This is a genomic window from Billgrantia hypersalina (genome assembly GCF_052584175.1).
In genome coordinates this window covers 128,572-150,721 of sequence record NZ_JBMIQI010000003.1, presented here as the reverse complement: position 1 = coordinate 150,721, position 22,150 = coordinate 128,572, and the positions used below count along the sequence as shown (strand labels likewise).

General features: G+C 62.0%; 24 protein-coding genes. 16 read left to right on the top strand and 8 right to left on the bottom strand.

Annotated elements, in window-relative coordinates; genetic code table 11:
* Positions 1-11: 11 nt before the first annotated feature.
* The gene (locus ACOJCM_RS01645) at positions 12-1,406 is read right to left on the bottom strand and encodes an aminotransferase-like domain-containing protein (protein ID WP_445210318.1); all 1,395 of its coding nucleotides are present in this window, start codon (positions 1,404-1,406) and stop codon (positions 12-14) included.
* 97 nt (positions 1,407-1,503) lie between these two features.
* Between ACOJCM_RS01645 and ACOJCM_RS01640 the strand changes: the two genes are divergently transcribed.
* Positions 1,504-2,106, top strand: a complete 603-nt coding sequence (locus ACOJCM_RS01640) for a LysE family translocator (RefSeq protein ID WP_445210317.1) — start codon at positions 1,504-1,506, stop codon at positions 2,104-2,106.
* Between the two features lie 21 nt (positions 2,107-2,127).
* Here the strand turns inward: ACOJCM_RS01640 and ACOJCM_RS01635 are convergent, their stop codons facing one another.
* Together ACOJCM_RS01635 and ACOJCM_RS01630 are read right to left on the bottom strand one after the other, a co-directional pair.
* Positions 2,128-3,075: a threonine ammonia-lyase gene (locus ACOJCM_RS01635; RefSeq protein WP_445210316.1), complete on the bottom strand. Its 948-nt coding sequence runs from the start codon at positions 3,073-3,075 to the stop codon at positions 2,128-2,130.
* Between the two features lie 9 nt (positions 3,076-3,084).
* Positions 3,085-3,705: an exopolysaccharide biosynthesis protein gene (locus ACOJCM_RS01630; RefSeq protein ID WP_445210315.1), complete on the bottom strand. Its 621-nt coding sequence runs from the start codon at positions 3,703-3,705 to the stop codon at positions 3,085-3,087.
* 299 nt (positions 3,706-4,004) lie between these two features.
* On the opposite strand from ACOJCM_RS01630, the gene ACOJCM_RS01625 reads away from it, so the two are divergent.
* Positions 4,005-5,723 carry a methyl-accepting chemotaxis protein gene (locus ACOJCM_RS01625; protein WP_445210314.1) on the top strand — a complete coding sequence of 573 codons (1,719 nt, stop codon included), beginning with the start codon at positions 4,005-4,007 and terminating at the stop codon, positions 5,721-5,723.
* Positions 5,724-5,970: 247 nt separating this feature from the next.
* On the top strand, positions 5,971-7,320 hold the full coding sequence (locus ACOJCM_RS01620; RefSeq protein ID WP_445210313.1) for a cytochrome P450: 1,350 nt from the start codon (positions 5,971-5,973) through the stop codon (positions 7,318-7,320).
* A 16-nt stretch (positions 7,321-7,336) separates the two neighbouring features.
* On the opposite strand, the gene ACOJCM_RS01615 is transcribed toward ACOJCM_RS01620, so the two are convergent.
* Together ACOJCM_RS01615 and ACOJCM_RS01610 are read right to left on the bottom strand one after the other, a co-directional pair.
* Positions 7,337-8,926 (bottom strand): GGDEF domain-containing protein, encoded by a 1,590-nt coding sequence (locus ACOJCM_RS01615; protein WP_445210312.1) that lies wholly within the window; start codon positions 8,924-8,926, stop codon positions 7,337-7,339.
* A gap of 153 nt (positions 8,927-9,079) precedes the next feature.
* Positions 9,080-10,075, bottom strand: coding sequence for a DUF2795 domain-containing protein (locus tag ACOJCM_RS01610; protein ID WP_445210311.1), 996 nt, complete (start codon positions 10,073-10,075; stop codon positions 9,080-9,082).
* A gap of 150 nt (positions 10,076-10,225) precedes the next feature.
* On the opposite strand from ACOJCM_RS01610, the gene ACOJCM_RS01605 reads away from it, so the two are divergent.
* A complete protein-coding gene (locus tag ACOJCM_RS01605) occupies positions 10,226-11,098 on the top strand; it encodes a helix-turn-helix domain-containing protein (protein ID WP_445210310.1) in 873 nt (290 codons plus the stop codon).
* On the opposite strand, the gene ACOJCM_RS01600 is transcribed toward ACOJCM_RS01605, so the two are convergent.
* Together ACOJCM_RS01600 and ACOJCM_RS01595 are read right to left on the bottom strand one after the other, a co-directional pair.
* Positions 11,057-11,650: a LysE family translocator gene (locus ACOJCM_RS01600; RefSeq protein ID WP_445210309.1), complete on the bottom strand. Its 594-nt coding sequence runs from the start codon at positions 11,648-11,650 to the stop codon at positions 11,057-11,059. The genes ACOJCM_RS01605 and ACOJCM_RS01600 overlap by 42 nt on opposite strands.
* 142 nt (positions 11,651-11,792) lie before the next feature.
* The gene (locus ACOJCM_RS01595) at positions 11,793-12,479 is read right to left on the bottom strand and encodes a type 1 glutamine amidotransferase domain-containing protein (RefSeq protein WP_445210308.1); all 687 of its coding nucleotides are present in this window, start codon (positions 12,477-12,479) and stop codon (positions 11,793-11,795) included.
* A gap of 161 nt (positions 12,480-12,640) precedes the next feature.
* On the opposite strand from ACOJCM_RS01595, the gene ACOJCM_RS01590 reads away from it, so the two are divergent.
* A complete protein-coding gene (locus ACOJCM_RS01590) occupies positions 12,641-12,814 on the top strand; it encodes a hypothetical protein (protein WP_445210307.1) in 174 nt (57 codons plus the stop codon).
* A 44-nt stretch (positions 12,815-12,858) separates the two neighbouring features.
* Here ACOJCM_RS01590 and ACOJCM_RS01585 read toward each other — a convergent pair whose 3' ends face one another.
* A complete protein-coding gene (locus ACOJCM_RS01585; RefSeq protein WP_445210306.1) occupies positions 12,859-13,281 on the bottom strand; it encodes a DCC1-like thiol-disulfide oxidoreductase family protein in 423 nt (140 codons plus the stop codon).
* Positions 13,282-13,486: 205 nt separating this feature from the next.
* Here ACOJCM_RS01585 and ACOJCM_RS01580 point away from each other — a divergent pair, with 205 nt between their 5' ends.
* The 11 genes from ACOJCM_RS01580 to ACOJCM_RS01530 all read left to right on the top strand — a co-directional run bounded on the left by ACOJCM_RS01580 (position 13,487) and on the right by ACOJCM_RS01530 (position 22,114).
* Positions 13,487-14,236, top strand: coding sequence for an SDR family NAD(P)-dependent oxidoreductase (locus tag ACOJCM_RS01580; RefSeq protein WP_445210305.1), 750 nt, complete (start codon positions 13,487-13,489; stop codon positions 14,234-14,236).
* 33 nt (positions 14,237-14,269) lie between these two features.
* Positions 14,270-14,638, top strand: coding sequence for a glyoxalase superfamily protein (locus ACOJCM_RS01575; RefSeq protein ID WP_445210304.1), 369 nt, complete (start codon positions 14,270-14,272; stop codon positions 14,636-14,638).
* A gap of 38 nt (positions 14,639-14,676) precedes the next feature.
* Complete coding sequence (locus ACOJCM_RS01570; RefSeq protein WP_445210303.1) at positions 14,677-15,060, top strand: nuclear transport factor 2 family protein; 384 nt, start codon at positions 14,677-14,679, stop codon at positions 15,058-15,060.
* 64 nt (positions 15,061-15,124) lie between these two features.
* Positions 15,125-15,871, top strand: coding sequence for an SDR family oxidoreductase (locus ACOJCM_RS01565; protein ID WP_445210302.1), 747 nt, complete (start codon positions 15,125-15,127; stop codon positions 15,869-15,871).
* An 83-nt stretch (positions 15,872-15,954) separates the two neighbouring features.
* A complete protein-coding gene (locus ACOJCM_RS01560; protein ID WP_445210301.1) occupies positions 15,955-18,147 on the top strand; it encodes an OsmC domain/YcaO domain-containing protein in 2,193 nt (730 codons plus the stop codon).
* 101 nt (positions 18,148-18,248) lie between these two features.
* Positions 18,249-18,725: an NYN domain-containing protein gene (locus tag ACOJCM_RS01555; protein ID WP_445210300.1), complete on the top strand. Its 477-nt coding sequence runs from the start codon at positions 18,249-18,251 to the stop codon at positions 18,723-18,725.
* A gap of 274 nt (positions 18,726-18,999) precedes the next feature.
* Entirely contained in the window at positions 19,000-19,650 is a 651-nt protein-coding gene (locus ACOJCM_RS01550; RefSeq protein WP_445210299.1) for a dihydrofolate reductase family protein, read from the top strand.
* A 448-nt stretch (positions 19,651-20,098) separates the two neighbouring features.
* Positions 20,099-20,362, top strand: a complete 264-nt coding sequence (locus ACOJCM_RS01545) for a hypothetical protein (RefSeq protein WP_445210298.1) — start codon at positions 20,099-20,101, stop codon at positions 20,360-20,362.
* Positions 20,363-20,433: 71 nt separating this feature from the next.
* Complete coding sequence (locus ACOJCM_RS01540) at positions 20,434-20,814, top strand: hypothetical protein (protein WP_445210297.1); 381 nt, start codon at positions 20,434-20,436, stop codon at positions 20,812-20,814.
* An 18-nt stretch (positions 20,815-20,832) separates the two neighbouring features.
* Positions 20,833-21,414 (top strand): GNAT family N-acetyltransferase, encoded by a 582-nt coding sequence (locus ACOJCM_RS01535; RefSeq protein WP_445210296.1) that lies wholly within the window; start codon positions 20,833-20,835, stop codon positions 21,412-21,414.
* 193 nt (positions 21,415-21,607) lie between these two features.
* Complete coding sequence (locus ACOJCM_RS01530; RefSeq protein WP_445210295.1) at positions 21,608-22,114, top strand: DUF6653 family protein; 507 nt, start codon at positions 21,608-21,610, stop codon at positions 22,112-22,114.
* Positions 22,115-22,150 lie beyond the last annotated feature (36 nt).

Genomic DNA, 22,150 nt, shown 5'->3' with positions numbered 1-22,150 from the left:
CATGGCCTGTGCTACAGCGTCTGCCATGGCGCGGCGGGAGGGGCGGCGAGCAGCTCGGCCAGCGTATCGAGCGCCTGGGCCAGCGCTTGCCGCGAGGACGCGGCGCTGAGGCAGAGCCGCAAGGCCTGTGGCGCGGGTTCGCTGCCGACGCAGAACGGCTCGGCGCTGCTTACCCGAATTCCACGCTGCGCCAGGGCCTCCACGAAGACGGCACTGCGCAACCCTTCGGGAAGCGGCAGCCACAGGTTGTTGCCGTATCGGCGGCCGCTGACGGCGTAGCCGGCCAGCCGCTCCCGGGCCATGCGCTGACGCTCGCCCAGTTCCTCGATCAGCCAGGCGAGCAGGGCATCGCTCTCTTCGCTCGTCACCCAGCGGCATACCGCCTCGACCATCAAGGGCGGCACCATCCAGCTCTGGGCGCGAAGCGCCGTGCCCAGCCGTTCGCGCAGGGCCGGTGGAGCCAGCAGGGTGCCGATGCGCAAGCCACCGGCCAGCACCTTGGCGGTGCTGAAGATGAATAGCGTACGCTCCGGTGCCAGGCGATAGATCGGCGTGCCGCGCTCCGCCTCGGGGAGGTACTGTACGCCATCCTCGACGATCCAGAAGTCGTGACGGCGCGCCAGGGCCACCAGGCCTTCGCGCCGGGCTTCGCTCATCGGCGTACCGGTGGGGTTGTTCTGGTCCGGGGTGACGTAGACCAGCCGCGGCGTATGTTGTGAGCAGAGCCGGGCCAGGGCGTCCATGTCCATGCCTTGATCGTCCATCGGCACGCCCTGCAGCTTGAGATGCGCCTGGCTGGCGGCGGTGATCAAGCCCGGGTAGGTGAGCACGTCGGCGGCGATACGCTCGCCTGGCCGCGTCAGCGTCTGCAGCGCCAGGTTGATCCCGTGTTGCCCGCCCTGAGTGACAATCAGCGACTCGGGGTCGGCTGGCATGCCCAGGCGGGTCATCCATGCGGCCAATTGCTCGCGGTGGGCGGGTACGCCGCGATCCGGCTGGTACTCCACGGCGCGCTGCAGGATAGCGGTCTGCTCGGCTATCTCGTGCAGCACGCGCCCGAGGCTGGCGGCGCGCATCGGATGCGGCGGCGGCAGGCTCAGGCTGAGGTCAATGATGCCATCCTCGACGGGGCGGCTGGCCAGGAAATCCTGACCCGAAGGCGTTTCCTTGCCGCGCACGAAAGTCCCGCTGCCCACACGGGCCATGACCCATCCCCGGCGCTCGGCTTCGGCATAGGCACGGGTCACGGTCCCCACCGTGACCCCGAGGCGGTCGGCCAGTTGGCGCTGGGGTGGCAGCTTCTGCCCGGCGGAAAGTTCGCCGGCCTGAATGGCCAGGGCAATGGATTCGGCGATGGCGCGGTAGCGCACACCTTCGTCCGGAAGCTGAGGAGCCCACATTGTCATGGTGACAATAAAACCTTTGACGGCGTATCCAGACTCATTATGCTGACAATTGCATGCACTAGCCAATCAAATTGCATAATTGTATGGGCTCAATAACATGGAAGCACTGGCGTTCCTCGGGCCGGCGGCCCTCTACATGATCTCGATGACCATCACGCCCGGCCCCAACAACGTGATGCTCACGGCATCAGGGGCCAACTACGGCTTCATGAGGACGCTGCCTCATATCTTCGGCATCCTGGGCGGCTGCTTCCTGTTGTTCGCCGGTATTGCCCTGGGGCTGGGATTGATCTTCGAGCGTTACCCGGCCGTGCAGATGACCTTGCGCGTGCTCGGCAGCGCCTACCTCCTCTACCTGGCGTGGAATATCGCCACCGCGCCGCCACCTGACCTGCGCCTGCGTGGCGAGGGCAAGCCGTTGAGTTTCTGGCAGGCAGCGGCGTTCCAGTTCGCCAACCCCAAGGCTTGGGTCATGGGCCTAGCGTTAATGGCGGGCTTTTTGCCCGAGGCCGGGGACCCGGTAGTGAATGCGCTGCTGTTGTCCGCCTTCGCCGAGCTGGTGGGCTTGCCCTGCATTGCCCTGTGGGCCGGCTTCGGCGTGGCCATCGGTCAGTGGCTCGATACCCCACGTGCCTGGCGCATTTTCAACGGGACGATGGGCGGGCTCACTGCCGCCTGTGTCTACTTCATTCTGGCCTGATGGGCGGGGCGGACGCTGGAATTAGAGGTACGGTTCCAGCTCCTCCCGGCTTATGTTGCCACCGGTGATTACCACCACCACATCGCCTTCGGGCGGAATCGCAACGGCGTCTTCCAGCAGGGCAGCCACGCCCACCGCGGCCCCTGGCTCGGCCACCAGCTTGGCCTGGTAGATCAGATGGTGCATGGCGCGGGCGATCGCCTCGTCGTCGACCTGCACCAAGGCTCGTGTCGTTGCGCGGCACATCGGATACGTATGCTCGCCGACAATGGCGGCTCCCAGGCTCTTGGCGCAGGTTTCCACACTCTCCAGCCGTGAGGGCCCGCCCTGCGCCCAGGCGTGGGCCATGCTCGCGGCCCCGCTGGGCTCTACCCCGATCAGTGTCAGTTCCGGGCGCAGAGCCGCTGCGGCCGAGCCGATGCCGGCGATCAGCCCGCCACCGCCCACCGGGCAAATGATGGCCGAGGCCTCCGGCGCCTGCTCGAGAATCTCGAGGCCCACCGTGCCCTGGCCGGCAATGATGCGCTCGTCATCGTAGGGATGCACCAGGGTCAGACCGCGCTCTTGCACCAGCCGATGCATCAGCTCCCAGGCGGCATTGATGTCACCGTGGAGGATCACCTCGGCGCCCAGTTCACGGCTGCCTTCCACCTTGAACGGGCTGGCGTTGTCGGGCATCACGATCGTCACCGGCACGCCGGCCTGGCCTGCCGCCCAGGCAAGCCCCAGGGCGTGGTTGCCCGCCGAGACCGCCCCCAGACCACCGGCCAGTTCCTCGCGGCTGGCGGTACGCACCCAGTGCAGGCCGCCGCGGGGCTTGAACGACCCGGTGCGCTGAAGCAACTCCCCCTTGAGCCATACGCGCCGGCCAAGCCGGTCCGACAGGCCATGGTCAAGGTGCAAGGGAGTAGGCAAGAGGGCATCGGCGATGAGGCGCTGGGCCGATTGCAGGCGTTCGAGAGCGAGCATGGGCCCCTCCTACAGCAGGTTGTAAAAAATGACGAACAGGCTCGTGCCGGTAATGAGGAAGGCGAGGATCGACAGCAGCCCATCGCGCGCCATGATCGACAGGCCGAACAACGTCAGGGCCACGCCGGCGATGTTGACCGTCAGCGGTATCAGTTCCATGGGCGGCATGGCCAGCGCCAGCACGAAGCACGCCAGTGCGGTCAGGCGAATGCCCCGCTTGCCGGTCATGAACGAGATGCGTCGGTGCAGCAACCGGTCGATCCATTGGGCCGGCTTGTACATCCACTTGAGCCCCTTGTGGACCTTGTCGCTGGGTAGCGTGCGGTTGCGCAGCCAGGCGGGCAACCAGAAGGTGCGCCGGCCGATCAGTAGCTGTGCGCAGACCAGGAGCGTGAACAGGGCCATCAGGGTCGGCACGCCGGGGATGCCGCTGACGATGGGCATCAGGGTGACGAGCCCAGCCAGCAGCAGCAGCGGACCGAAGGCGCGCCGGCCGATGGCGTCGAGTACCTCGTCGAAGCGAATCCGCCCCGAGGGGGTATCGATGGACTCGATGGCTTGCATCAGTTCGACCAGGCTATGCGGCTCCGTAGTGGACTCATCCGATTCCGTGTCTCGTGAGGCCTGCATCCTTTCTCCCATGGGCTCATCCCTTTGCTTGGATCGGAGTTCCTTTTCGCTTCACACAGCATAGCGTCTATGAACGTGGCCGTGCTCGGGTTGGGAGGGTAGTGAGCTCAGCTTGGCTGGGGTCTCCTGGCGGGTCGCGTCAAGCGCGGCAAAGCCTCTCCCGGGGTGTGTCCCACGTCGTCGCCAAAAGTCTAACTTTTTGGGTCTCCTACCCTCAATTGGCGACCCGTCCTGCCGATGAAGAAGAGAAAGCAAAAAAAAAACCAAAAGAACCAGATCGCACCATGCAAGGGGCAACGATGAAAAACGTATCCATCAAGTGGAGCCTGACAGCGGCACTCGCAGTATTGGTGCTGATGATCGGCTTGATCAGTGGGCTGGGGTTCTACTCCAATGCCAAAGGCGAGGCCGCCCTGCACGAACTGGCGGAAACCAACATGAAGCTGGCCGACATGGCCAACCGGGCGCAGGTGAACGTACTGCGTGCGCAGACCTTCCTCGACCGCTATGCCAGCCTGAGTACCCAGGGCAACCCGGACAAAGGCCGGGAAAACCAGCAGCTGGCCGCAGCGGCAATCGAAACGGCGCAGCAACGCTTCGCCGAGTTTCGTGAGGTACCTCTCGATTCGGCCGACACGCGTACGCCACACGTCCTGGCTATCACCGAGGCCTACGAGGCGCTTGTCAACGAGGGGCTGGTGCCGCTGCTGGACGCCGCACCCTTCCAAGTCCAGCGTAGCCAGGAACAGTTGGCCGAGCTGGGCGCGGAGCTCGATCAGGTCATGGAAGCCTTCATAGACTATATCGAGCAGCGCGCCATGGACGACATCGAAATGGTCGAGACGCTGGATCGTCGCGTGGCAATCATTGCCGTCACGCTGCTGATCGTGGCACTCGTGGCGGCCTTCCTGATTCGCCTGGCCCTGTTGCGCGTGGTGGTTAACCCGCTGCGCGAGGCAATCGATCACTTCGAGCGCATCGCCGACGGCGACCTGACTGCTCGCATCGAGGATCGTGGCCGCAACGAGATCGGCCAGCTCTACAGCGCGCTCGGGCGCATGCAGGAGAAGCTCAAGGCACTGGTGGTCTCGCTGCGTGACAGCAGTGATAACGTGTTCACCGGTGCCGGCGAAATTGCCTCGGGCAGCCAGGACCTCTCCTCGCGTACCGAACAGCAGGCTTCGGCTCTGCAGGAAACCGCCTCCAGCATGGAGGAGATGGCGTCTACCGTCAGCAAGAACACCGACACGGCCATCGAAGCCGACCGCCTATCCGCTTCCGCTTCGCAGAACGCCGAGGCTGGCGGCCAGGAAGTGGAACGCACCGTGAAGCTGATGCGCGAGATCGCCGAGAGCGCCAAGCGCATCAATGACATCATCGGCGTGATCGACTCCATCGCCTTCCAGACCAACATTCTGGCGCTCAATGCCTCGGTAGAGGCGGCACGGGCCGGAGAGCAGGGCCGCGGTTTCGCCGTGGTGGCCAGTGAAGTTCGCTCCCTGGCCAGCCGGAGTGCGGAATCGGCCAAGGAGATCCGCGGTCTGATCGAAGACACCACGGCACGCATCAGCAGCGGTGCCGAGCAGGCCGAGCGCAGCGGCCAAACCATCAACGAGACCGTCGATTCGATCCGCCAGGTCAGCGCGCTGATGGCGGAGATATCCACTGCCACTCGGGAGCAGAATAGCGGTATCGAGCAGATCAACACTGCGCTGACCGAGATGGACTCGGTCACCCAGCAGAACGCTTCGCTCGTACAACAGACCAGCGCCGCCGCCGCCTCCCTGGAAGATCAGGCTAGCCGCCTGGCTGCCCTGATTGCCACCTTCCGCATTGACGAGCGGGCCGCTCCGGCATTAGCCAAGAAAGAAGATCGCCCTGCTTCAGCGCCGCGCCAGGAACGAGCCGACAGGCAGGAGAAAAAGACCGAAAGACATCAGTTGGTCCACCTGACCGACCCCAAGCCTGTCGGCACCCGCCAGCACAAGGCAGCCGAAGACGACTGGAGCGAGTTCTAGCACTAACCGATACTCCATTTGAGCCGCTTCATGCGGCTCTTTTTTTATGGATCGGTATCCGGCAAGTCGCGGTTGTCGCTGCCTCTTCGCCAAGTGCCGGCTGATGTCGAGCGCTCTCAGCGGCAAGCCGGCCCGGGGCAGAGCTTGCTTACATTCGTATTCAATCTTGTAGATTTTGGTGAAACAACGCCTTATGGGCACTCACGCGACTAGACTGCCTCAGGAAAGGCAATCAAAGGAGCGCGAGATGACTAAGGATTCGGTTCATGGCGTATTGCCCGCCGCAACGGTAGGCGAAACCCTGGCGGTAGTGGGAGATGTCCTTGCCCCCAACATTGCCAAGGGGGTGATCGTTCGTCGACCCAAGGTAGTGGCCATGGCGGAGAAGCTCGGCCTCGACAAGCGGGCTATCCGTCGCCTGCAGAAGCTCAACGAGAAGTACGGCCCCGGCCCATTGATGTTGAGCACGCCCCAAAGCAAGCCCATGGCGCTGGTACTCGATCCCGACCACGCCAATCGTGTGCTGAACGAGACACCCGAGCCGTTCGCGACCGCCCAGTGGGCGAAGCAGAAGGCGCTGGAACATTTCGAGCCCGAAATGGCACTGGTTTCCCACGGCGCCGAACGCGCCGAGCGCCGCCGCTTCCATGAAGAAGTATTGCAGACTGAATGCCCGGTACACGGGTTGGGCGCGCGTTTTGCCAACGTCGTGGAGCAGGAGGCCAGCGAGTTGCTGCATCACGTCGATCGCCACGGTGGCAAACTCGACTGGGAAACGTTCAACATGACCTGGAGCCGGGTGGTGCGCCGGGTCGTGCTGGGCGATACCGCCCGCGACGACCACGCCCTCTCCGATATGCTGACCAAGCTGCGTTCCGCCGGTAACTGGGCTTTCTTCCACCCGGGGCACGATCGCCTGCGGGATGCCTTCCACGAGCGGCTCTGCACCTACCTGCGGCGCGGTGAGGCGGGCAGCCTGGCCGGCGAGATTGGTCGCATGTCGCTGAATGATGTCATCCAGCCGGAACAACAGGTCCCGCAGTACCTGTTCGCCTTCGATCCGGCGGGCATGGCGACCTTTCGCACCCTGGCCCTTCTGGCCGCGCACCCCAACCACGCCGAGCGAGCCCAGGACGAGGTGGCCGGTAACGCGGAAACGCCAGCCCCAACGCTGGACTACCTCCGCGCCTGCGTGCTCGAATCGCTGCGTTTATGGCCCACCACACCCCTGGTGCTGCGCCAGAGCACCGAAGCCACGGAGTGGGAAAGCGGCATGATGCCGGCGGGGACCTCACTGCTCATGCTGGCGCCGTACTTTCACCGTGACGACCGCTACCTGAGCAATGCCAATCTGTTCGACCCCGATCTCTGGCTGCAGCCGGGCGAGGCGGGCAATTGGCCGATGATGCCATTCAGTGGCGGCCCGGGTATCTGCCCGGGGAGGCGCGTGGTGCTGCTGGTGACCAGCCTCATGCTGGCCAAGTTGCTGAAGGGGCGCGAGTATCAGCTCGACCCTCCGACTCGACTGCTCAGTAGCAAACCGATGCCTCCGCTGCTCAACAACTATGACCTGGCGTTCAAGGTCAGGGCGTATTGAGCGCTCGACGTCCCGGCTAGCCGATGGCTCGTTGTTTACGCCGCTGGCTCTTGTCGTCGTACATGCGTTCGTCGGCCAGTGCCAGTACTTCCTGGGCCGGAACGTCGGTCGAGCTGGCGCCGCCGAGGCTGACGCGTAGCTCGAGTGTCACCTGTGCCCCGTTGGCGGCGGTGATGAGGCAGCGCTGACCCTCGATGTGCGTCCGGATGAGGTCGGCCAGGCGATTCGCTGCCGACAGGTCCGCGGAGGGGAACAGCACGACGAACTCATCGCCGCCGTAGCGTGCCAGGATATCGCTAGCCCGGCAGTGCATTTGCAAACGCTCGGCCACTGAGGTGATGAGCTGATCGCCAGCTACGTGACCGTGCCGGTCATTCACTTCCTTAAGCCCGTCGACATCCATCATCAGCACGGCGAAGTCCAGGCTCGGTGACTGGCTCTTGCCCTGGATGCTCAGCTGGAGGGCTGATTCAAGGAAGCCGCGATTGTAGAGCCCGGTCAGCCCGTCGCGCTCAGCCGTCTCTTTCAGCGCCAGGTGCAGCAGCTTGTTTTCGGTAGCCGCCGCCAACTGATCGACGAAAAGCGTGAGCATTCGCTCCAATGCAGCATCCAGTCTTGGGGCTCGCACGATTAGCCATCCATCGTACATGCTCAAGCGTCCTGCCATGGGGGTGGCATAGAGCTGTTCGCCCTCGGCCTTCTTCCGAAGTTTGATCGTGTTTTCAGGGCGTTCGTGAAGCTTGGCCAGCAGGCTGGCCAGGCGTCGCTCGTCCTCGGCACCGAGGCGAAGCCCGGCAACGGCCGCGTAGCGCGTCACCTCAGGGCGCTGCCGCTCCTGAAGAAACACGGCGAACCCGTACTCGGGGAAGTCGGCATGCAGGTGTTTCAGGGAGTCGTCCAGCAGGGTATGGATGTTCGAGGCGCGATTGGCGACGACACCGAGCTCGAGCAAGGCGTGAAAGACCCGGTTCCTGAATTTGATCTCGCCCATACTGCGGCCTATCTGGCGGTTTTGACCGTACATGACATAGGCCATGGCAAGGAAGTAGATCACCGCGCCGATGCTTTGGTAGATATCCAGTCCAACGCTGACGTAGGGGCGGGGGTCGAAACCCGTCAGGGCGCCCCAGCCCAAGGCACCGCCGATGAAAAGGGAAGCCGAGAGCGCCAGCCGTCGAAGGCCACCCACGGCCACGTTGTTCATGAGGCAAGCAAGTCCAATCAGGAGGGTCGCCAGGGCGTAGTAATCCAACAGTGCGGACCAGATGCCGAACAGCAGGCAATCCATGTAGAGATTGTTGAACTCGGCTTGCTTCGAATCCTTCGCCAGGGCCGTATGGCCTAAGGCCACCGCAGGCCACAGCAGCAGGAGCAGGCCCGGCAAGATCAGCGACCAGCCATGACCTTCTTCCAGAGCCAGCCATAGCGTGGTCCCGAAAATTTGGCAAAAGGCATAAGTACGTGGGACCAGCGTCGCCATCGCGAGCCGATGGGGGCGCCCGAACGGGAGACTTCCCCGTGATAAGAGTGGAGAGCTAGATTTTTGCAAGGTAGTGGGTCTGTTCTGGCAGCTAGGAATCGCTTGCTCATCGGAGCGATCGGTCAATTCCGTTTTAAACGCATTTAGACCCAGCCTAACACTTGTGCGGAAAGCAAGCAGTATCAGCTTACCCTGGCCAGCTCCTGGAACACGTGCGCCATGCTGCGATAGAGAGGGTTTCTGAATTGCCCGAGCAGATCTCGCAAACGAACTGAGCCATCAGCGTATCTCCCCCACGGCTTTCTGAACGTCGGCCATGGTCTCGAATTCGCGTTCGGGGAATTCGTTCAGCACGTCGATAATCTCGTTTGACGCATCGTTGGCCTTGGCTTGTGCGAGCAGCGCCTTTCTGCCGCAGGGAAACTCCACGCCCTTGAGCGCCTGGGCAATGCCGGCCGCCGAAGCCGTCTTGCGGGCCGCCTTGCCGCCGCGCTCGCCGCCCTTGGAGCGGTCGCGCTTGGGCTCGAGGGTTTCCGCCTGCATTTGCGGCTCGGCAAGCTTCCCGGATTTCAGTGCCTCGGTGGGCCATTCCCGCTCGTTCAGCCCCAGGGTCTTGAACAGGTTCGCCTTGCCGCCGATCTCGACGCCTTCCTCGTTCAGATCGTCATGCGCGCCGATCATCAGTAGTTGGGCCTTTTCGTAGTCGAGCAGCCTGGCATCATCGATGTCGATCCAGCGCTTGTCAGCGAACTTCTTTTCCAACTCTTTGGGAAAACTCGGTTTGGCGTCGGGAAAGCCGGGGACATCGATGGCCGGGTTGCGCACCGATATGATGTAGCTTCCCTCGGCCAGGATGCCGAGCTCACGCTGCGCCTTGCCGGGCGTTTCCGGGCGGGTCAGGCGATAGGCCAGGCGCGAGCTGCTGTCGCGCTCGAATATCGCATAGCGCCCCTCTCCGGCGGGAATCGCCTCGCCCTGTTCCTGCTCGCCGCGTGTCTTGGTCGCGTATTCGAGCGGTGCCAGCGCCTTGCCGATCTCCTTCGGCTTGCCTGTCAGGTCGTTCATCATCCATTCCCGGGCGGTGGACTTCGGCTTGCCCTCGATGATCTCGGGCAGTCGCTTCTTGCCCACCAGGAACAATCTGACCGTCTGCCGGTCGTCCGGCGCCAGCACCACGTGAAATCGTTGCACGTCATCCAGGCTTTCAACCTTCTCCGCGTTGACCTTGGGCCGGTAGAAGAAATAGATTTCGCCTTGCTCCACGTAATTCGCCACTTGGCACCTCCCCTGCAGAAGCGCATCTCCTCAGGTAGGGATACGCTCCTTCTTGTTAGCAGAGCCTCGCCGGACCTTCAAAATGGGCAACGAGTGGCAGTGTGGCCAAGCGAGCGCTATCTTGATTCTCGGTTCACTCGGAAGCCTGCGATGCTCGCTACGACCAAGCCCCTGTTCTGGCGCGACCCGCGCATGCCCCACGTGGAACTGCGCAAGGTCGATGACGGCCGCAAGGTCTGCTACGCGCCTCACAGCCACACGCAGTGGTCGCTGGGTGCCATTACGGCGGGCGAGAGTACCTTCCAGTACCGCGAGGATCGCTATTCCATCCAGGCCGGTACGCTGGTGATGATGAATCCGGGCTGGGTACACGCTTGCAACCCGGTTGATGACCAGCCCTGGTCCTACCTGATGCTGTACGTCGACACCGCCTGGCTGACCCGCCTGCGCTTCGACGCCGGGTTGCTGGATGCGCCGCGCTGGCAGGATTTCGCCACCGCGGTGTTAAGCGAGCCGAAATGGTTTGATGGCTACTGCCGCATGGCGGCCTGCCTGATGGATGCGAGCCGCGACCTGTTGGATAAGCAGACCGCCGCCGTGGAGTATCTTACCGCCCTCATGCATGAACTCGCCGGCCAGCCCGCCCAGCCGCTGCCCAGTACGCCGGCTCTCCTGAGGGAACTGGCGGACTACCTGGACACGCATGCGGTAGAAGACATTTCGCTGGACGCGCTGTGCGAGCGCTCCGGTTACAGCCCCGGTCATCTCATTCGCGCGTTCAAGCAGCACTTCGGGCTCACGCCCCATGCTTACCTGGTCAACCGCCGCATCCAGCTCGGCCAACGCGAGCTGAAAGGCGGAAGGCCAATTGCCGAGGCGGCGCTGAACGCTGGCTTTGCCGACCAACCGCACTTCCAGCGCACCTTCAAGCGCTTGGTGGCAGCAACGCCGAACCAGTATCGGCAGCCCTCGCTGGCACCGTCATTCGAGCAAGAGATAGATGCAGCTACCGGCGAGCAGTAGGGCCAAGGTGCGATTGACCGTCACCAACACCGTTGGGCGGTGCACGTAGCGGCGCAGAAAGGCCCCGGCATAGACCCAGCTACCCAGCGACAGCCAGCAGATCGGCAGATAGAGCGCGGCGAACAGCAACACCTGGTTCAGGTCGCTGCCGTTGGTATAGGCCCCAATGCCCGAGGCCGACGCCAGCCACGCCTTGGGGTTGAGCCACTGCATCAACGCCCCCGTCATGAACCCTGGCGCCCGCCGGGCTTCGCCTTCAGGCAAGCGTCCATCATCGCGAAACAGCCGCCAGCTCAGGTAGAGCAAGAACGCCACTCCCGCCCAACGGAGAGCCTGGTTCAGGCCCGGCACCATCGTCAGCACCGAGTAGAGTCCCAATCCCACGGCGACGAACAGCACGATGAAACCCAAGGTCGCTCCGGTCACGAATATCAGCCCCTGCGAGAGGGGATAGCGCGTTCCGCTGCTCAGGCAAACCAGGTTCACCGGCCCCGGTGAAATCGAAGCCGCAAGGGCAAATGCCGACATCGGTAAAAGCGTGGCAAGGCTCATTGTCTTTCTCCTGACAGGTCATGACAGGAGAATGCGATGCCGTCGGGAAGCGGTATTGCACGAAATTGAGGTGCAGCGGGGAGGAGGGAAAGAGAAAGTCGAATGCTACCGGCCAGAAGCGGCCGGTAGCCGATGCGGTGTTTTACTGCCCCAGCGCCTCCAGCAGCAGCTTGGCAGTAGGCTCGGAAGAGGCAGGGTTCTGGCCGGTGATCAGTAGCCCGTCGCGACGGGTGTAGGGGGCGAAATCCTCGGCCTTGGAGTAGCGGGCCCCGCCTTCTTTCAGCGCTTCCTCTACCAGGTGCGGCACGACCTCGGTGAGTCCCACGGCCTCTTCCTCACCGTTGGTAAACCCGGTCACCTCGCGGCTCCGAATGATGGCTTGACCCTCCCGGTCGCGAGCATGGATCAGCGCGATAGGCGCGTGGCAAACGGCGGCGACCGGCTTCTTCTGCCCCCAGAAGGTTTCGATCAGGCGAATGGAGTCCTTGTCCTCCACCAGATCCCAAAGCGGGCCGTGGCCACCGGGATAGAACACGGCATCGAAATCGTCGGCACTGACCTCGCTCAGTCGGCGGGTGTTGGCCAGCGCTTGCTGGGCCTGGTCATCCTGTTGGAAACGACGGGTGGCTTCGGTCTGGCTCTCTTCGGCGTCGCTCTTGGGGTCCAGCGGCGGCTTGCCGCCCTTGGGCGAGGCCAACACCACCTCGGCGCCGGCATCCAGGCAGGCGTAATAGGGCGCTGCCAACTCCTCGAGCCAGAAGCCGGTGGGCTCGCCGGTGTCGCCGAGACGGTCATGCGAGGTCAGGACCATCAGTATGCGTTTGCTCATGTCGATCTCCTTTGGTGCTATGTGAGGATTCCTTCTCCTTGGCTCTATCAGGAGGGTAGCGTGTTGCCCACGGTATGCATCGCACTTTGGCGAAAGCGCACCTCAGCGTGCGCGCACGGGCTGCCTTGCGTATGCGCTCGCGCCTTACGTAGCATTGGGGCATGTCCGATACGAAACAACGCCGCGACCTCGGGGGCGGCATCGCCATAGGCATCGCGCTCGGTACCGCCGTCGGTCTGGCCTTCGACCAGCTGGTGCTGGGCATCGGCTTGGGTACGGCATTGAGCATTGTGCTGGGGCATGCCTTGTCGAACAGAAAGGCTCGAAAGAAATAGTTCGGCAAGGTGGTGGCCCTCTGCAGGAAAGGGAAACCGGCAATTCATTTACGCTTCAGGTTGTCGATGGGCTGCTTCCCGAGCAGCTTCAGCAGCCCGTTGCGGCATGCCCTGAGCAGTGGATAGAGTCGCGTGGTGCGCTCCCGGCTGGCGAACAGCCGATACATCAGCCGGTTGAAGGTACCGCTGCGGGTGCCGAGCAGGGTGAGGCGGTGCAGGGCTTCGCTGCCGTGGTACCAGCGCTCGCCGACCTGCAGGGCAAATCCTTCGTCCAGGTCTACCCCCATCTCAGTGAGTTCCCGCCGGGCTTCGCTTTGCTGCCTGGCATCGATCAGTTCGAGTTCGCCGACCTCACGACGCATGCGCTGCCAGCGCACGTAACGACGACACATCGGGCATTCGCCGTCGTACACCAGGCGCAAGCGGCGGCTCGGTCGCTCCTGCCCCTTTGCGTCGCTTGCCTTCATTTTCTTGCTTCCTTGAACTGCGTTGACAACGCTTCAAGCACAAGCATGGCTGCCGCGAAGCGGCGAGACCAGGCCGTCCTGGGCGATCCGACGGTCTTGTTCTGATGGGAGCACACGGACTGGGCGCGTTGAGCCAGGGGCGACTTTGGCCTATGCCTGTTAGAACGCCAATGCGCACCATGCACAACTCCAAATGAGGTGCGAGATGGAATTCTTGGGTCAAGTCGCCCTGGTCACAGGGGCCGGCACCGGTATCGGCGAGACGATTGTCGAGCGGCTCCATGCCGATGGGGCGTCGGTAGTTCTGTTGAGCCGTCGCCTCGAAACCGTGCAGGCGGTTTGCCAGCGCATCGATCCGCAAGGTGAACGGACGCTGGCGCTCGAGGCGGATGTGCGCGATCCGGAAGCAATGGAGCTAGCGGTGGCACAGGCCGTGAAGCGGTTCGGCAAGCTTGACCTGGCTGTCAACAACGCCGGGGTGGCCGGCCCGGCCGGCGTTTCGGTGCAGGACATCGAGCGCGAAACATGGCAGGAGGTGATCGAAACCGATCTCACCGGCGTCTTCTACTCGATGAAATACGAGATACCCGCCATGCTCGTGAACGGCTCCGGTGCGATCGTGAACCTATCCTCGGCCAACGGATTGGTTGGGCTTGCCGGTATGGCGGCCTACACCGCAGCGAAACATGGCATCATCGGTTTGACTCGCTCGGCGGCACTGGAACTCGCTGAGCGTAACGTTCGCGTATGTGCCATTGCGCCAGGTTACACCGCTACGCCGCGAATCATGGAATCGGGAAGTGAAGTCGCGGAGTGGATGGCCGGCCAGCATCCCATGAAGCGTCTCGCCAGCCGAGAGGAGGTGGCGGCACTGGTCGCCTTTCTGCTGAGTCAACGTGCCGCCTTCATGACCGGAAGCGTGCACTCGATCGATGGCGGCTATACCGCTCAATAGTGGGCGAACCCGTACCCAAGGAGACTCCTTGCAATGAGCTTCGGCAGAACGACCCCTATCCTGCGTATCTTCGATGAAGCCAAGGCGAGGGAGTTCTATGTCGAATTCCTCGGCTTCCAGGTCGATTGGGAGCACCGTTTCGAACCGGGTTTGCCGCTCTACATGCAAATCTCCAAGGATGGCTGCGTGTTGCATCTTTCCGAGCATCATGGCGACGCCAGCCCGGGGGCGGCCCTGCGTATCGAAACCGACGAGCTGGAAGCATTTCATCGGCAGCTGCATGCCGCCGAATACCGGTACGCCAAGCCTGTGCTGCAAGAGATGCCCTGGGGCAGCCAGGACATGACGGTAGCCGATCCGTTCGGTAATCGTTTGACCTTCACCAACGCAATCAGTACCTGAGCGCTTGTTTCTTGATACTGTGCCGACAGGAGCACTTCATGGACGAATCGACGAAACGCGAACTGATAGAGCAGTACATCACCGCCTATAACCATTTTGACATCGACGGCATGTTGGCGGTGCTTGCGCCTGACGTCAGCTTCGAGAATTACAAGGGCGACGAACTCACCGACTCGGCCAATGGCATCGAGGAATTTCGTCAACTCGCGCAACATGCCAAGCGCTTTTTTACCGAGCGCGTGCAGCGCGTTACCAGCTTGACCTTCAGCCAGGACGGTGCAGTTGCCGAGATCGACTACTACGGCCGCCTGGCGCAGGACATACCCGGCGGGCCGAAGGCAGGCAGCCTGCTTGAACTGAACGGCGAAACGGAATTCTCGTTTGGCAACGAGCGGATTACCAGAATCGTCGACCGTAGCTGACGGGCCGTTGGCCAACAGGTGGGCACATGTAAGTGGATTCTGGCTGGCACAGGAGATAGCGACATTGAAACCGATCCTGGTGATAACCGGCGGAAGCCGAGGAATCGGCGCTGCTACCGCGCGGCTGGGTGCCGCCAGCGGCTACGCCGTGTGCATCAACTACCATCACAACGAAGCCGCGGCGCTGGCCGTGGTCGATGAGATTCGCCACGGCGGCGGCGAGGCGATCGCCGTGGCAGGGGATGTCGGCAGCGAGGCTGACGTGGTGCGCCTGTTTGCCGAAGTCGACGAGAAGCTCGGCCCGGTCACGGCACTGGCCAACAACGCCGGCATCTTGGAAACGCAGATGCGCGTCGAGCAGATGGATGCAGCGCGCCTGTTCCGGGTGCTGACCACCAACGTGATCGGCAGCTTCCTCTGCGCCCGCGAGGCCATCCGGCGGATGTCTACCCGCCACGGCGGGCAGGGCGGGGCGATCGTCAATGTCTCCTCCATCGCCTCGCGGCTCGGCGCGCCGGACGAATACGTCGACTATGCCGCTGCCAAAGGCGCCATCGACTCGTTCACCATCGGCCTGGCCAAGGAGGTCGCCGCCGAGGGCATTCGCGTCAACGCCGTGCGACCGGGGGTGATCCATACCGAGATCCACGCCAGCGGCGGCGAGCCCGATCGCGTCGAACGCGTGAAGGCCGGCGTGCCCATGCAGCGCGGCGGCGAGGCGGAAGAGGTCGCCCGCGCCATCCTCTGGCTGCTCTCCGATCAAGCGTCCTACTCCACCGGGGCGATGCTGGATGTCACAGGCGGGCGGTAGCAGGTTACCAAAAGGCACAGGGCGGTGTGATAAACTCCGCGCCTCGGCCTGCGCCTGCAACACTTCCCCACCGGTAGCCCGTCATGGAAATCAAAGTCAACTTCCTCGAAAATCTCAGGCTTGAAGCCAAGTTTGACGATTTCACCGTCATCACCGACCAGCCCATTCGCTACAAGGGCGACGGCTCGGCGCCAAGCCCGTTCGACTACTTCCTGGCGTCCTCCGCGCTGTGTGCGGCCTACTTCGTGCGGGTGTACTGCAAGGCGCGCGACATTCCCACCGAGAACATCCGGCTCTCGCAGAACAACATCGTCGACCCGGAAAACCGCTACAACCAGATCTTCAAGATCCAGGTCGAGCTGCCGGAGGATATCTCCGAGAAGGACCGCGAAGGCATCCTGCGCTCCATCGACCGCTGTACAGTGAAGAAGGTGGTGCAGACCGGGCCGGAGTTTCAGATCGAGACCGTCGAGAACCTGGACGAGGACGCCCAGGCGCTGCTGATGGTCCAGCCTGACGAGGAGGCCTACACCTGGATCGAGGGCAAGGATCTGCCGCTGGAGCAGACCATCGCCAACATGTCCGGCATCCTCGCGGAGCTGGGCATGAAGATCGAGATCGCCTCCTGGCGCAACATCGTGCCGCACGTGTGGTCGCTGCATATCCGCGATGCCGCCTCGCCGATGTGCTTTACCAACGGCAAGGGCGCTACCAAGGAGAGCGCGCTGTGTTCGGCGCTGGGTGAGTTCATCGAGCGTCTGAGCTGCAACTTCTTCTACAACGACCAGTTCTTTGGTGAAGAGATCGCGAACAGCGCCTTAGTGCATTATCCCAACGAGGAGTGGTTCAAGCCCGGGCCGAACGACGAGCTGCCCGAAGGTATCCTCGACGCGTATACCCGTGAAATCTACGACCCAGAAGGGGAGCTTGCCGGCTCGAACCTGATCGACACCAACTCCGGCAAGACGGAGCGGGGCATCGTCGCCTTGCCCTTCGTGCGCCAGTCGGATGGCGAGACGGTCTACTTCCCCTCGAACCTGATCGAGAACCTCTACCTCAGCAACGGCATGAGCGCCGGCAACACGCTGGCCGAGGCGCAGGTGCAGTGCCTCTCGGAGATTTTCGAGCGGGCGGTGAAGCGGGAGATCCTCGAGCAGGAATTGGCGCTGCCGGACGTACCCACGGCAGTACTCGAACGCTACCCGGCGATTCTCGAAGGCATCCAGGCGCTGGAGGCCCAGGGCTTCCCGGTGCTGGTCAAGGACGCTTCGCTGGGCGGTCAGTTCCCCGTGATGTGCGTGACCCTGATGAACCCGCGCACCGGCGGCGTGTTCGCCTCCTTCGGCGCCCACCCCAGCTTTGAAGTGGCGCTGGAGCGCAGCCTCACCGAACTGCTGCAGGGCCGCAGCTTCGAGGGCCTGAACGACTTCCTGCCGCCGACCTTCAACTCCCAGGCCGTGTCCGAGCCGAACAACTTCGTCGAACACTTCATCGACTCCTCGGGGCTGGTCTCGTGGCGCTTCTTCAGTGCCAAGAGCGACGTCGAGTTCGCCGATTGGGATTTCTCCGGCACCAACGAAGAAGAGGCCGCCACCCTGTTCGGCATTCTCGAGGAGATGGGCAAGGAAGCGTACATCGCCGTGCACGAGGACCTGGGCGCGCCGGTGTGCCGCATCCTGGTGCCGGGCTACTCCGAGGTGTACCCGGTGGACGACCTGATTTGGGACAACACCAACATGGCGCTGGACTACCGCGAGGACATCCTCAATCTCCACGCCCTGAACGACGATCAACTCGCCGACCTGCTGGAGCGCCTGGAAGAGAGCCAGCTCGACGAGCACATGGACATCATCACCCTGATCGGGATTGAATTCGACGAGAATACGGTCTGGGGCCAACTGACCATCCTCGAGCTGAAGCTGCTGATCAACCTCGCCCTCGGCCAGCACGAAGAGGCCCTGGAACGGGTCGAGATGTTTCAGCAGTACAACGACAACACCGTGGAGCGTGGACTGTTCTATCAGGCCATGGCAGCGGTGCTGGAGATCGTGCTCGACGACGAGCTGGAGCTCGACGACTATCGCTATAACCTCACGCGCATGTTCGGTGAGCAGACCATGGCAGCCGTTGTCGGCTCGGTGAACGGTGAGGTGCGCTTCCACGGCCTCACCCCTACCAACATGCAGCTCGAAGGCCTGGAAAAGCACCAGCGCCTGATCGAAAGCTACAAGAAGCTGCACGCTCACCGCGCCAAGCGGGCAGGGGTAGCGGTGTAAGCCGCACACTCTCTTGCTTCACCAAAGCGCCCTGGGCCATTGCTGGCCCAGGGCGCTTGCGTTTGCTTTAATCCTTCTTGTACAAAAAAGAGTACCGGACAATGGTGAAAGTGGCGATATTCGTTGATGTGCAGAACATATACTACACGGTAAGGCAAGCCTATAAGCGCAACTTCGATTACAACAAGTTCTGGGCGAATGCGACTGCGGGCAGAGAGGTCGTGAAAGCCTTCGCCTATGCCATTGACAAAGGCGACCAAAAGCAGCGGGAGTTTCAAAATATCCTTCGCGCTATCGGCTTTGAGGTAAAGCTCAAGCCTTTCATTCAAAGAGCGGACGGTTCCGCAAAGGGCGACTGGGATGTTGGTATCACGCTCGATGCCATCGAATACGCTGAGCGGGCCGATGTCATCGTGCTGGTATCGGGTGATGGGGACTTCGACTTGCTGGTGAATAAAATCCGTCACGCGCACGGAAAGACGGTAGAGGTCTATGGCGTGCCTCAGTTAACGGCTAACTCACTGGTGAATGCCGCCAGTGAGTTCAAGCCGATAGGAAAGGAGCTTTTATTGGCTTGATGTTTTTTTGCCGCGAGGTCGGTCCGCGCTGGGCATCGCTGATTCATCTACTGGCGGCACCGGTGCGGTTCGGCCTTTTACCTTTTTTTTTGCGTCCTTTTGGAACGGGGTTCGTCTCCTGTAGTGAAGCTCTCGCACCAGCGAGGGCGATCGCCAGAAGGAAGCTCATCATGGCGAACCGATAACCAGCGCAGCCAGGGCTGAAAGGGGATGTCGAAATCCGTTCCTGTCATTCGACGACTCATCGTCTGTCATATTATTTCGGGGGTTCAGGATGAGTCAGTTACGCGTAGCCTGCTTCAGCCTCTCGCTTGACGGCTTCGCTGCCGGTCCCGAGCAGAGCCTGGAAAATCCGCTCGGTCTTGGTGGCCAGGAGATTCACGACTGGCAGTTCTCAACCGCGACGTTTCAGCGAAACGTGTTGGGCAAGGCGGGTGGTGAAACTGGGGTGGACGACGACTTCGTGGCTCGAGGCTTCGAAAATGTCGGCGCTTGGATCCTGGGCCGCAACATGTTTGGTCCCGTGCGCGGCCCCTGGCCGGACGAAAGCTGGCAGGGATGGTGGGGAGACCGCCCGCCGTTTCACGCGCCTGCCTTCGTTCTGACGCACCATGCGCGCGACCCCATCGAGATGGCAGGCGGCACGACGTTTTACTTCGTCACGCAGGGCATCCACGCAGCGTTGGAGTGTGCCAAGGAGGCTGCAGGAGGCAAGGATGTGCGTCTCGGTGGAGGTGTGGCTACGCTTCAGCAGTATCTGAGGGCGCAATGGGTCGACGAACTTCACCTCGCCATCACGCCTGTTCTGCTCGGCGCCGGGGAGCGCTTGTTCGCCGAGATCGATATGCGCGCTCTCGGCTACCGGTGCACGGAGAGGATGGCTACCGACAGGGCTACACATGTCGTCATCCAAAGGAGGCGTTGAATCGAACAGCGAAGTCCACGGTGAGCTGGAGTGTTTGGCTAACGCTTGTTCACCGGTTGGGTGAGGTTAGTCCGCCTCTAAGCGGGTCTGGACCTGACCAAAGCAATACCAGGATATAGGCAAGGAGGTACCATGGTCTTGTCATTCAAGCCACTAACCCCAGCAACTTGGCACGACTTCGATGCGCTGTTAGGCGCCTATGAGGGGTGCAAAGGGTGCTGGTGCATGCACTGGCGCCTGTCGTTTGCCGACTGGAAGAAGCAACAAGGTGAGGGCAATCGCCAGGCAATGAAGGCTTACGTGGATGCCGGAGACGTGCCGGGTATCCTCGCGTATGCCGATGAGCAACCTGTCGCTTGGTGCGGGTGTGGGCCGCGTGAATGGTTTCCACGTCTGAACAAGTCGCAAGTTGCCAAACCGGTAGACGATCAGAAAGTGCTATCGGTGAGTGAACTGTTTCTTCGTAGATCGACAAGCCCGAGGAAAGAATATTCAGCTCGAACTTCTTCGCGAAGTTATGCGTTTCGCTAAGCAACAAGGTTACAAAGTCGTTGAGGGTTATCCTGTCGAACCGGGGGAGCGGCGCCTCGATTCCTCCACCTCGCTTGTTGGCCTTGCGAAAGCTTTTGAAGAGGCCGGCTTTCATGAAGTGGCCCGCCGCAAGAAGGATCGGCCCATCATGCGTAAGGAAATTGAAACCTCATATGGCTGACCGATGGCGACGTCTCGATCTTCGAGAGCGGCGCGATCCTGCTGCATCTGGTCGAACGCAGCGACGTCCTGATGCCAACCGACCCGCGCCTGCGCAGCGAGGTCATGGAATGGCTGTTCGCCGCGCTCAACTCCGTCGAGATGGCGAGCCTGCCTTGGACTATCTTCATGTTTACCGGCGATACCGAAGAGACGCCGGGAAGAAAGGTGCTGGATAGCTTCCTGTCCTCCCGTCTCCAGCATATCGAATCGGTCCTCGCTGAGCGTCCATGGCTTGCCGGAGGGTACTCCATCGCCGATATCGCCATGGCGGATGTGCTGCGCCTCGTCGGCCGGTTCGATGGGCTCGCCCACTACCCGGCCTGTCGAGACTACGTAGCGCGTGCCACGGTCCGGCCGGCATTCGTGAAGGCGCATGCCGACCAGATGGCGCATTTCGCCGCGGCGGACTAAACGACAGGAAGCCAAGCGATGAAAACGACGATACGCAAAGCCAGAACGGGAGATGCCCCGAAGCTGGCCGAACTCATGAACATGGCAGGCGAGGGGATACCCGCTTATCTCTGGGAACGCTTGGCTGAACCAGGCGAGGATGTCATGTCATACGGCGCTCAGCGGGTGGCCAGGGCGGAAGGTGGCTTCAGTTATACGAATGCCTATGTCGCGGCGTGCGAAGGGGCTATCGCCGGCATGTTGCTCGGCTATCGGCTGGACGATCCCTACGAAACGGGGCCGATGGAGGAGATACCGGCCGTGGTACGGCCGCTCGTTGAGCTGGAGGCGTTGGCTCCCGGCTCCTGGTACGTGAATGCGGTGGCGACAGAGCCGGCCTATCGCGGCCAAGGGATTGGCCGGCTACTCATGGAGAAGGCAGAGCAACTTGCCGAGGACACGCATTCGAAGACGCTCAGCTTGATTGTGGCGGAGGAGAATGTAGCGGCCCGGCAGCTTTACGAAAAGCTCGGCTATCGTATCCAAGCGCGGCGGCCGATAGTTTCGTATCCTCACTGTCCCCATACGGGGGATTGGATTCTGATGACGGCCCCATTATGAAGTTGCATAGTAAAATTCCTGCTTTGTTTCCTCTCGTACTATGACGCAGTCGAATAAACAAGCTTTGAAACTGTATGAACGCGCATAGCCAGCCTAACTAAAGCCCCTCGGCCCGCATGCGCTTTTCAGAGGGTTGTATTTGAGAAGGCCAATATGGCCTGACGGTTTCGATTCCTTAAAGGTTGGGAGTGCGATGGGATACGAGCGAGTGATGGCGCGTCTTTTCAGAATGAGCGATCAGGCGTGGGCTCACCACGCAAATCCCTGGAGTGTGTGGACGCGCAATACAGCCCTCCCAATACTCGTGCTCGCAATCTGGAGTCGCGTGTGGGTGGGCTGGTGGGCGTTGGTACCGTTCGCTCTTGCACTGCTCTGGTTGTGGCTCAATCCGCGCCTATTTCCCGTTCCCGCCTCTACTAACAACTGGGCCTCAAGAGCCGTTCTCGGTGAGCGCGTGTGGCTGAACCGCGAGCAGGTGCCCATACCGGAACACCACAGCCATGCCGCGTACTTGTTAAGCGCTACCGCTGCCTTGGGCGTACCCTTCCTTGCGTGGGGGCTATACCATCTCGAGTTCTGGCCCACGCTGCTGGGTTCAGTACTGGTTTATGCAGGCAAGCTCTGGTTCCTGGATCGCATGGTATGGCTCTACCAGGACATGCTTGAACATCACCCCGAGTACAGTAGATGGCTCTACTGAATCGTTGGGAAGCAAAGTCACGTGCGCATTGTCGTA

Excerpts from the sequence above, each read along its gene's own strand:
- ACOJCM_RS01645 (WP_445210318.1), bottom strand. The coding sequence starts at position 1,406 with ATGACAATGTGGGCTCCTCAGCTTCCGGACGAAGGTGTGCGCTACCGC.
- ACOJCM_RS01640 (WP_445210317.1), top strand. The coding sequence starts at position 1,504 with ATGGAAGCACTGGCGTTCCTCGGGCCGGCGGCCCTCTACATGATCTCG.
- ACOJCM_RS01635 (WP_445210316.1), bottom strand. The coding sequence starts at position 3,075 with ATGCTCGCTCTCGAACGCCTGCAATCGGCCCAGCGCCTCATCGCCGAT.
- ACOJCM_RS01630 (WP_445210315.1), bottom strand. The coding sequence starts at position 3,705 with ATGCAGGCCTCACGAGACACGGAATCGGATGAGTCCACTACGGAGCCG.
- ACOJCM_RS01625 (WP_445210314.1), top strand. The coding sequence starts at position 4,005 with ATGAAAAACGTATCCATCAAGTGGAGCCTGACAGCGGCACTCGCAGTA.
- ACOJCM_RS01620 (WP_445210313.1), top strand. The coding sequence starts at position 5,971 with ATGACTAAGGATTCGGTTCATGGCGTATTGCCCGCCGCAACGGTAGGC.
- ACOJCM_RS01605 (WP_445210310.1), top strand. The coding sequence starts at position 10,226 with ATGCTCGCTACGACCAAGCCCCTGTTCTGGCGCGACCCGCGCATGCCC.
- ACOJCM_RS01600 (WP_445210309.1), bottom strand. The coding sequence starts at position 11,650 with ATGAGCCTTGCCACGCTTTTACCGATGTCGGCATTTGCCCTTGCGGCT.
- ACOJCM_RS01595 (WP_445210308.1), bottom strand. The coding sequence starts at position 12,479 with ATGAGCAAACGCATACTGATGGTCCTGACCTCGCATGACCGTCTCGGC.
- ACOJCM_RS01590 (WP_445210307.1), top strand. The coding sequence starts at position 12,641 with ATGTCCGATACGAAACAACGCCGCGACCTCGGGGGCGGCATCGCCATA.
- ACOJCM_RS01585 (WP_445210306.1), bottom strand. The coding sequence starts at position 13,281 with ATGAAGGCAAGCGACGCAAAGGGGCAGGAGCGACCGAGCCGCCGCTTG.
- ACOJCM_RS01580 (WP_445210305.1), top strand. The coding sequence starts at position 13,487 with ATGGAATTCTTGGGTCAAGTCGCCCTGGTCACAGGGGCCGGCACCGGT.
- ACOJCM_RS01575 (WP_445210304.1), top strand. The coding sequence starts at position 14,270 with ATGAGCTTCGGCAGAACGACCCCTATCCTGCGTATCTTCGATGAAGCC.
- ACOJCM_RS01570 (WP_445210303.1), top strand. The coding sequence starts at position 14,677 with ATGGACGAATCGACGAAACGCGAACTGATAGAGCAGTACATCACCGCC.
- ACOJCM_RS01560 (WP_445210301.1), top strand. The coding sequence starts at position 15,955 with ATGGAAATCAAAGTCAACTTCCTCGAAAATCTCAGGCTTGAAGCCAAG.
- ACOJCM_RS01555 (WP_445210300.1), top strand. The coding sequence starts at position 18,249 with ATGGTGAAAGTGGCGATATTCGTTGATGTGCAGAACATATACTACACG.
- ACOJCM_RS01550 (WP_445210299.1), top strand. The coding sequence starts at position 19,000 with ATGAGTCAGTTACGCGTAGCCTGCTTCAGCCTCTCGCTTGACGGCTTC.
- ACOJCM_RS01540 (WP_445210297.1), top strand. The coding sequence starts at position 20,434 with ATGCCAACCGACCCGCGCCTGCGCAGCGAGGTCATGGAATGGCTGTTC.
- ACOJCM_RS01535 (WP_445210296.1), top strand. The coding sequence starts at position 20,833 with ATGAAAACGACGATACGCAAAGCCAGAACGGGAGATGCCCCGAAGCTG.
- ACOJCM_RS01530 (WP_445210295.1), top strand. The coding sequence starts at position 21,608 with ATGGGATACGAGCGAGTGATGGCGCGTCTTTTCAGAATGAGCGATCAG.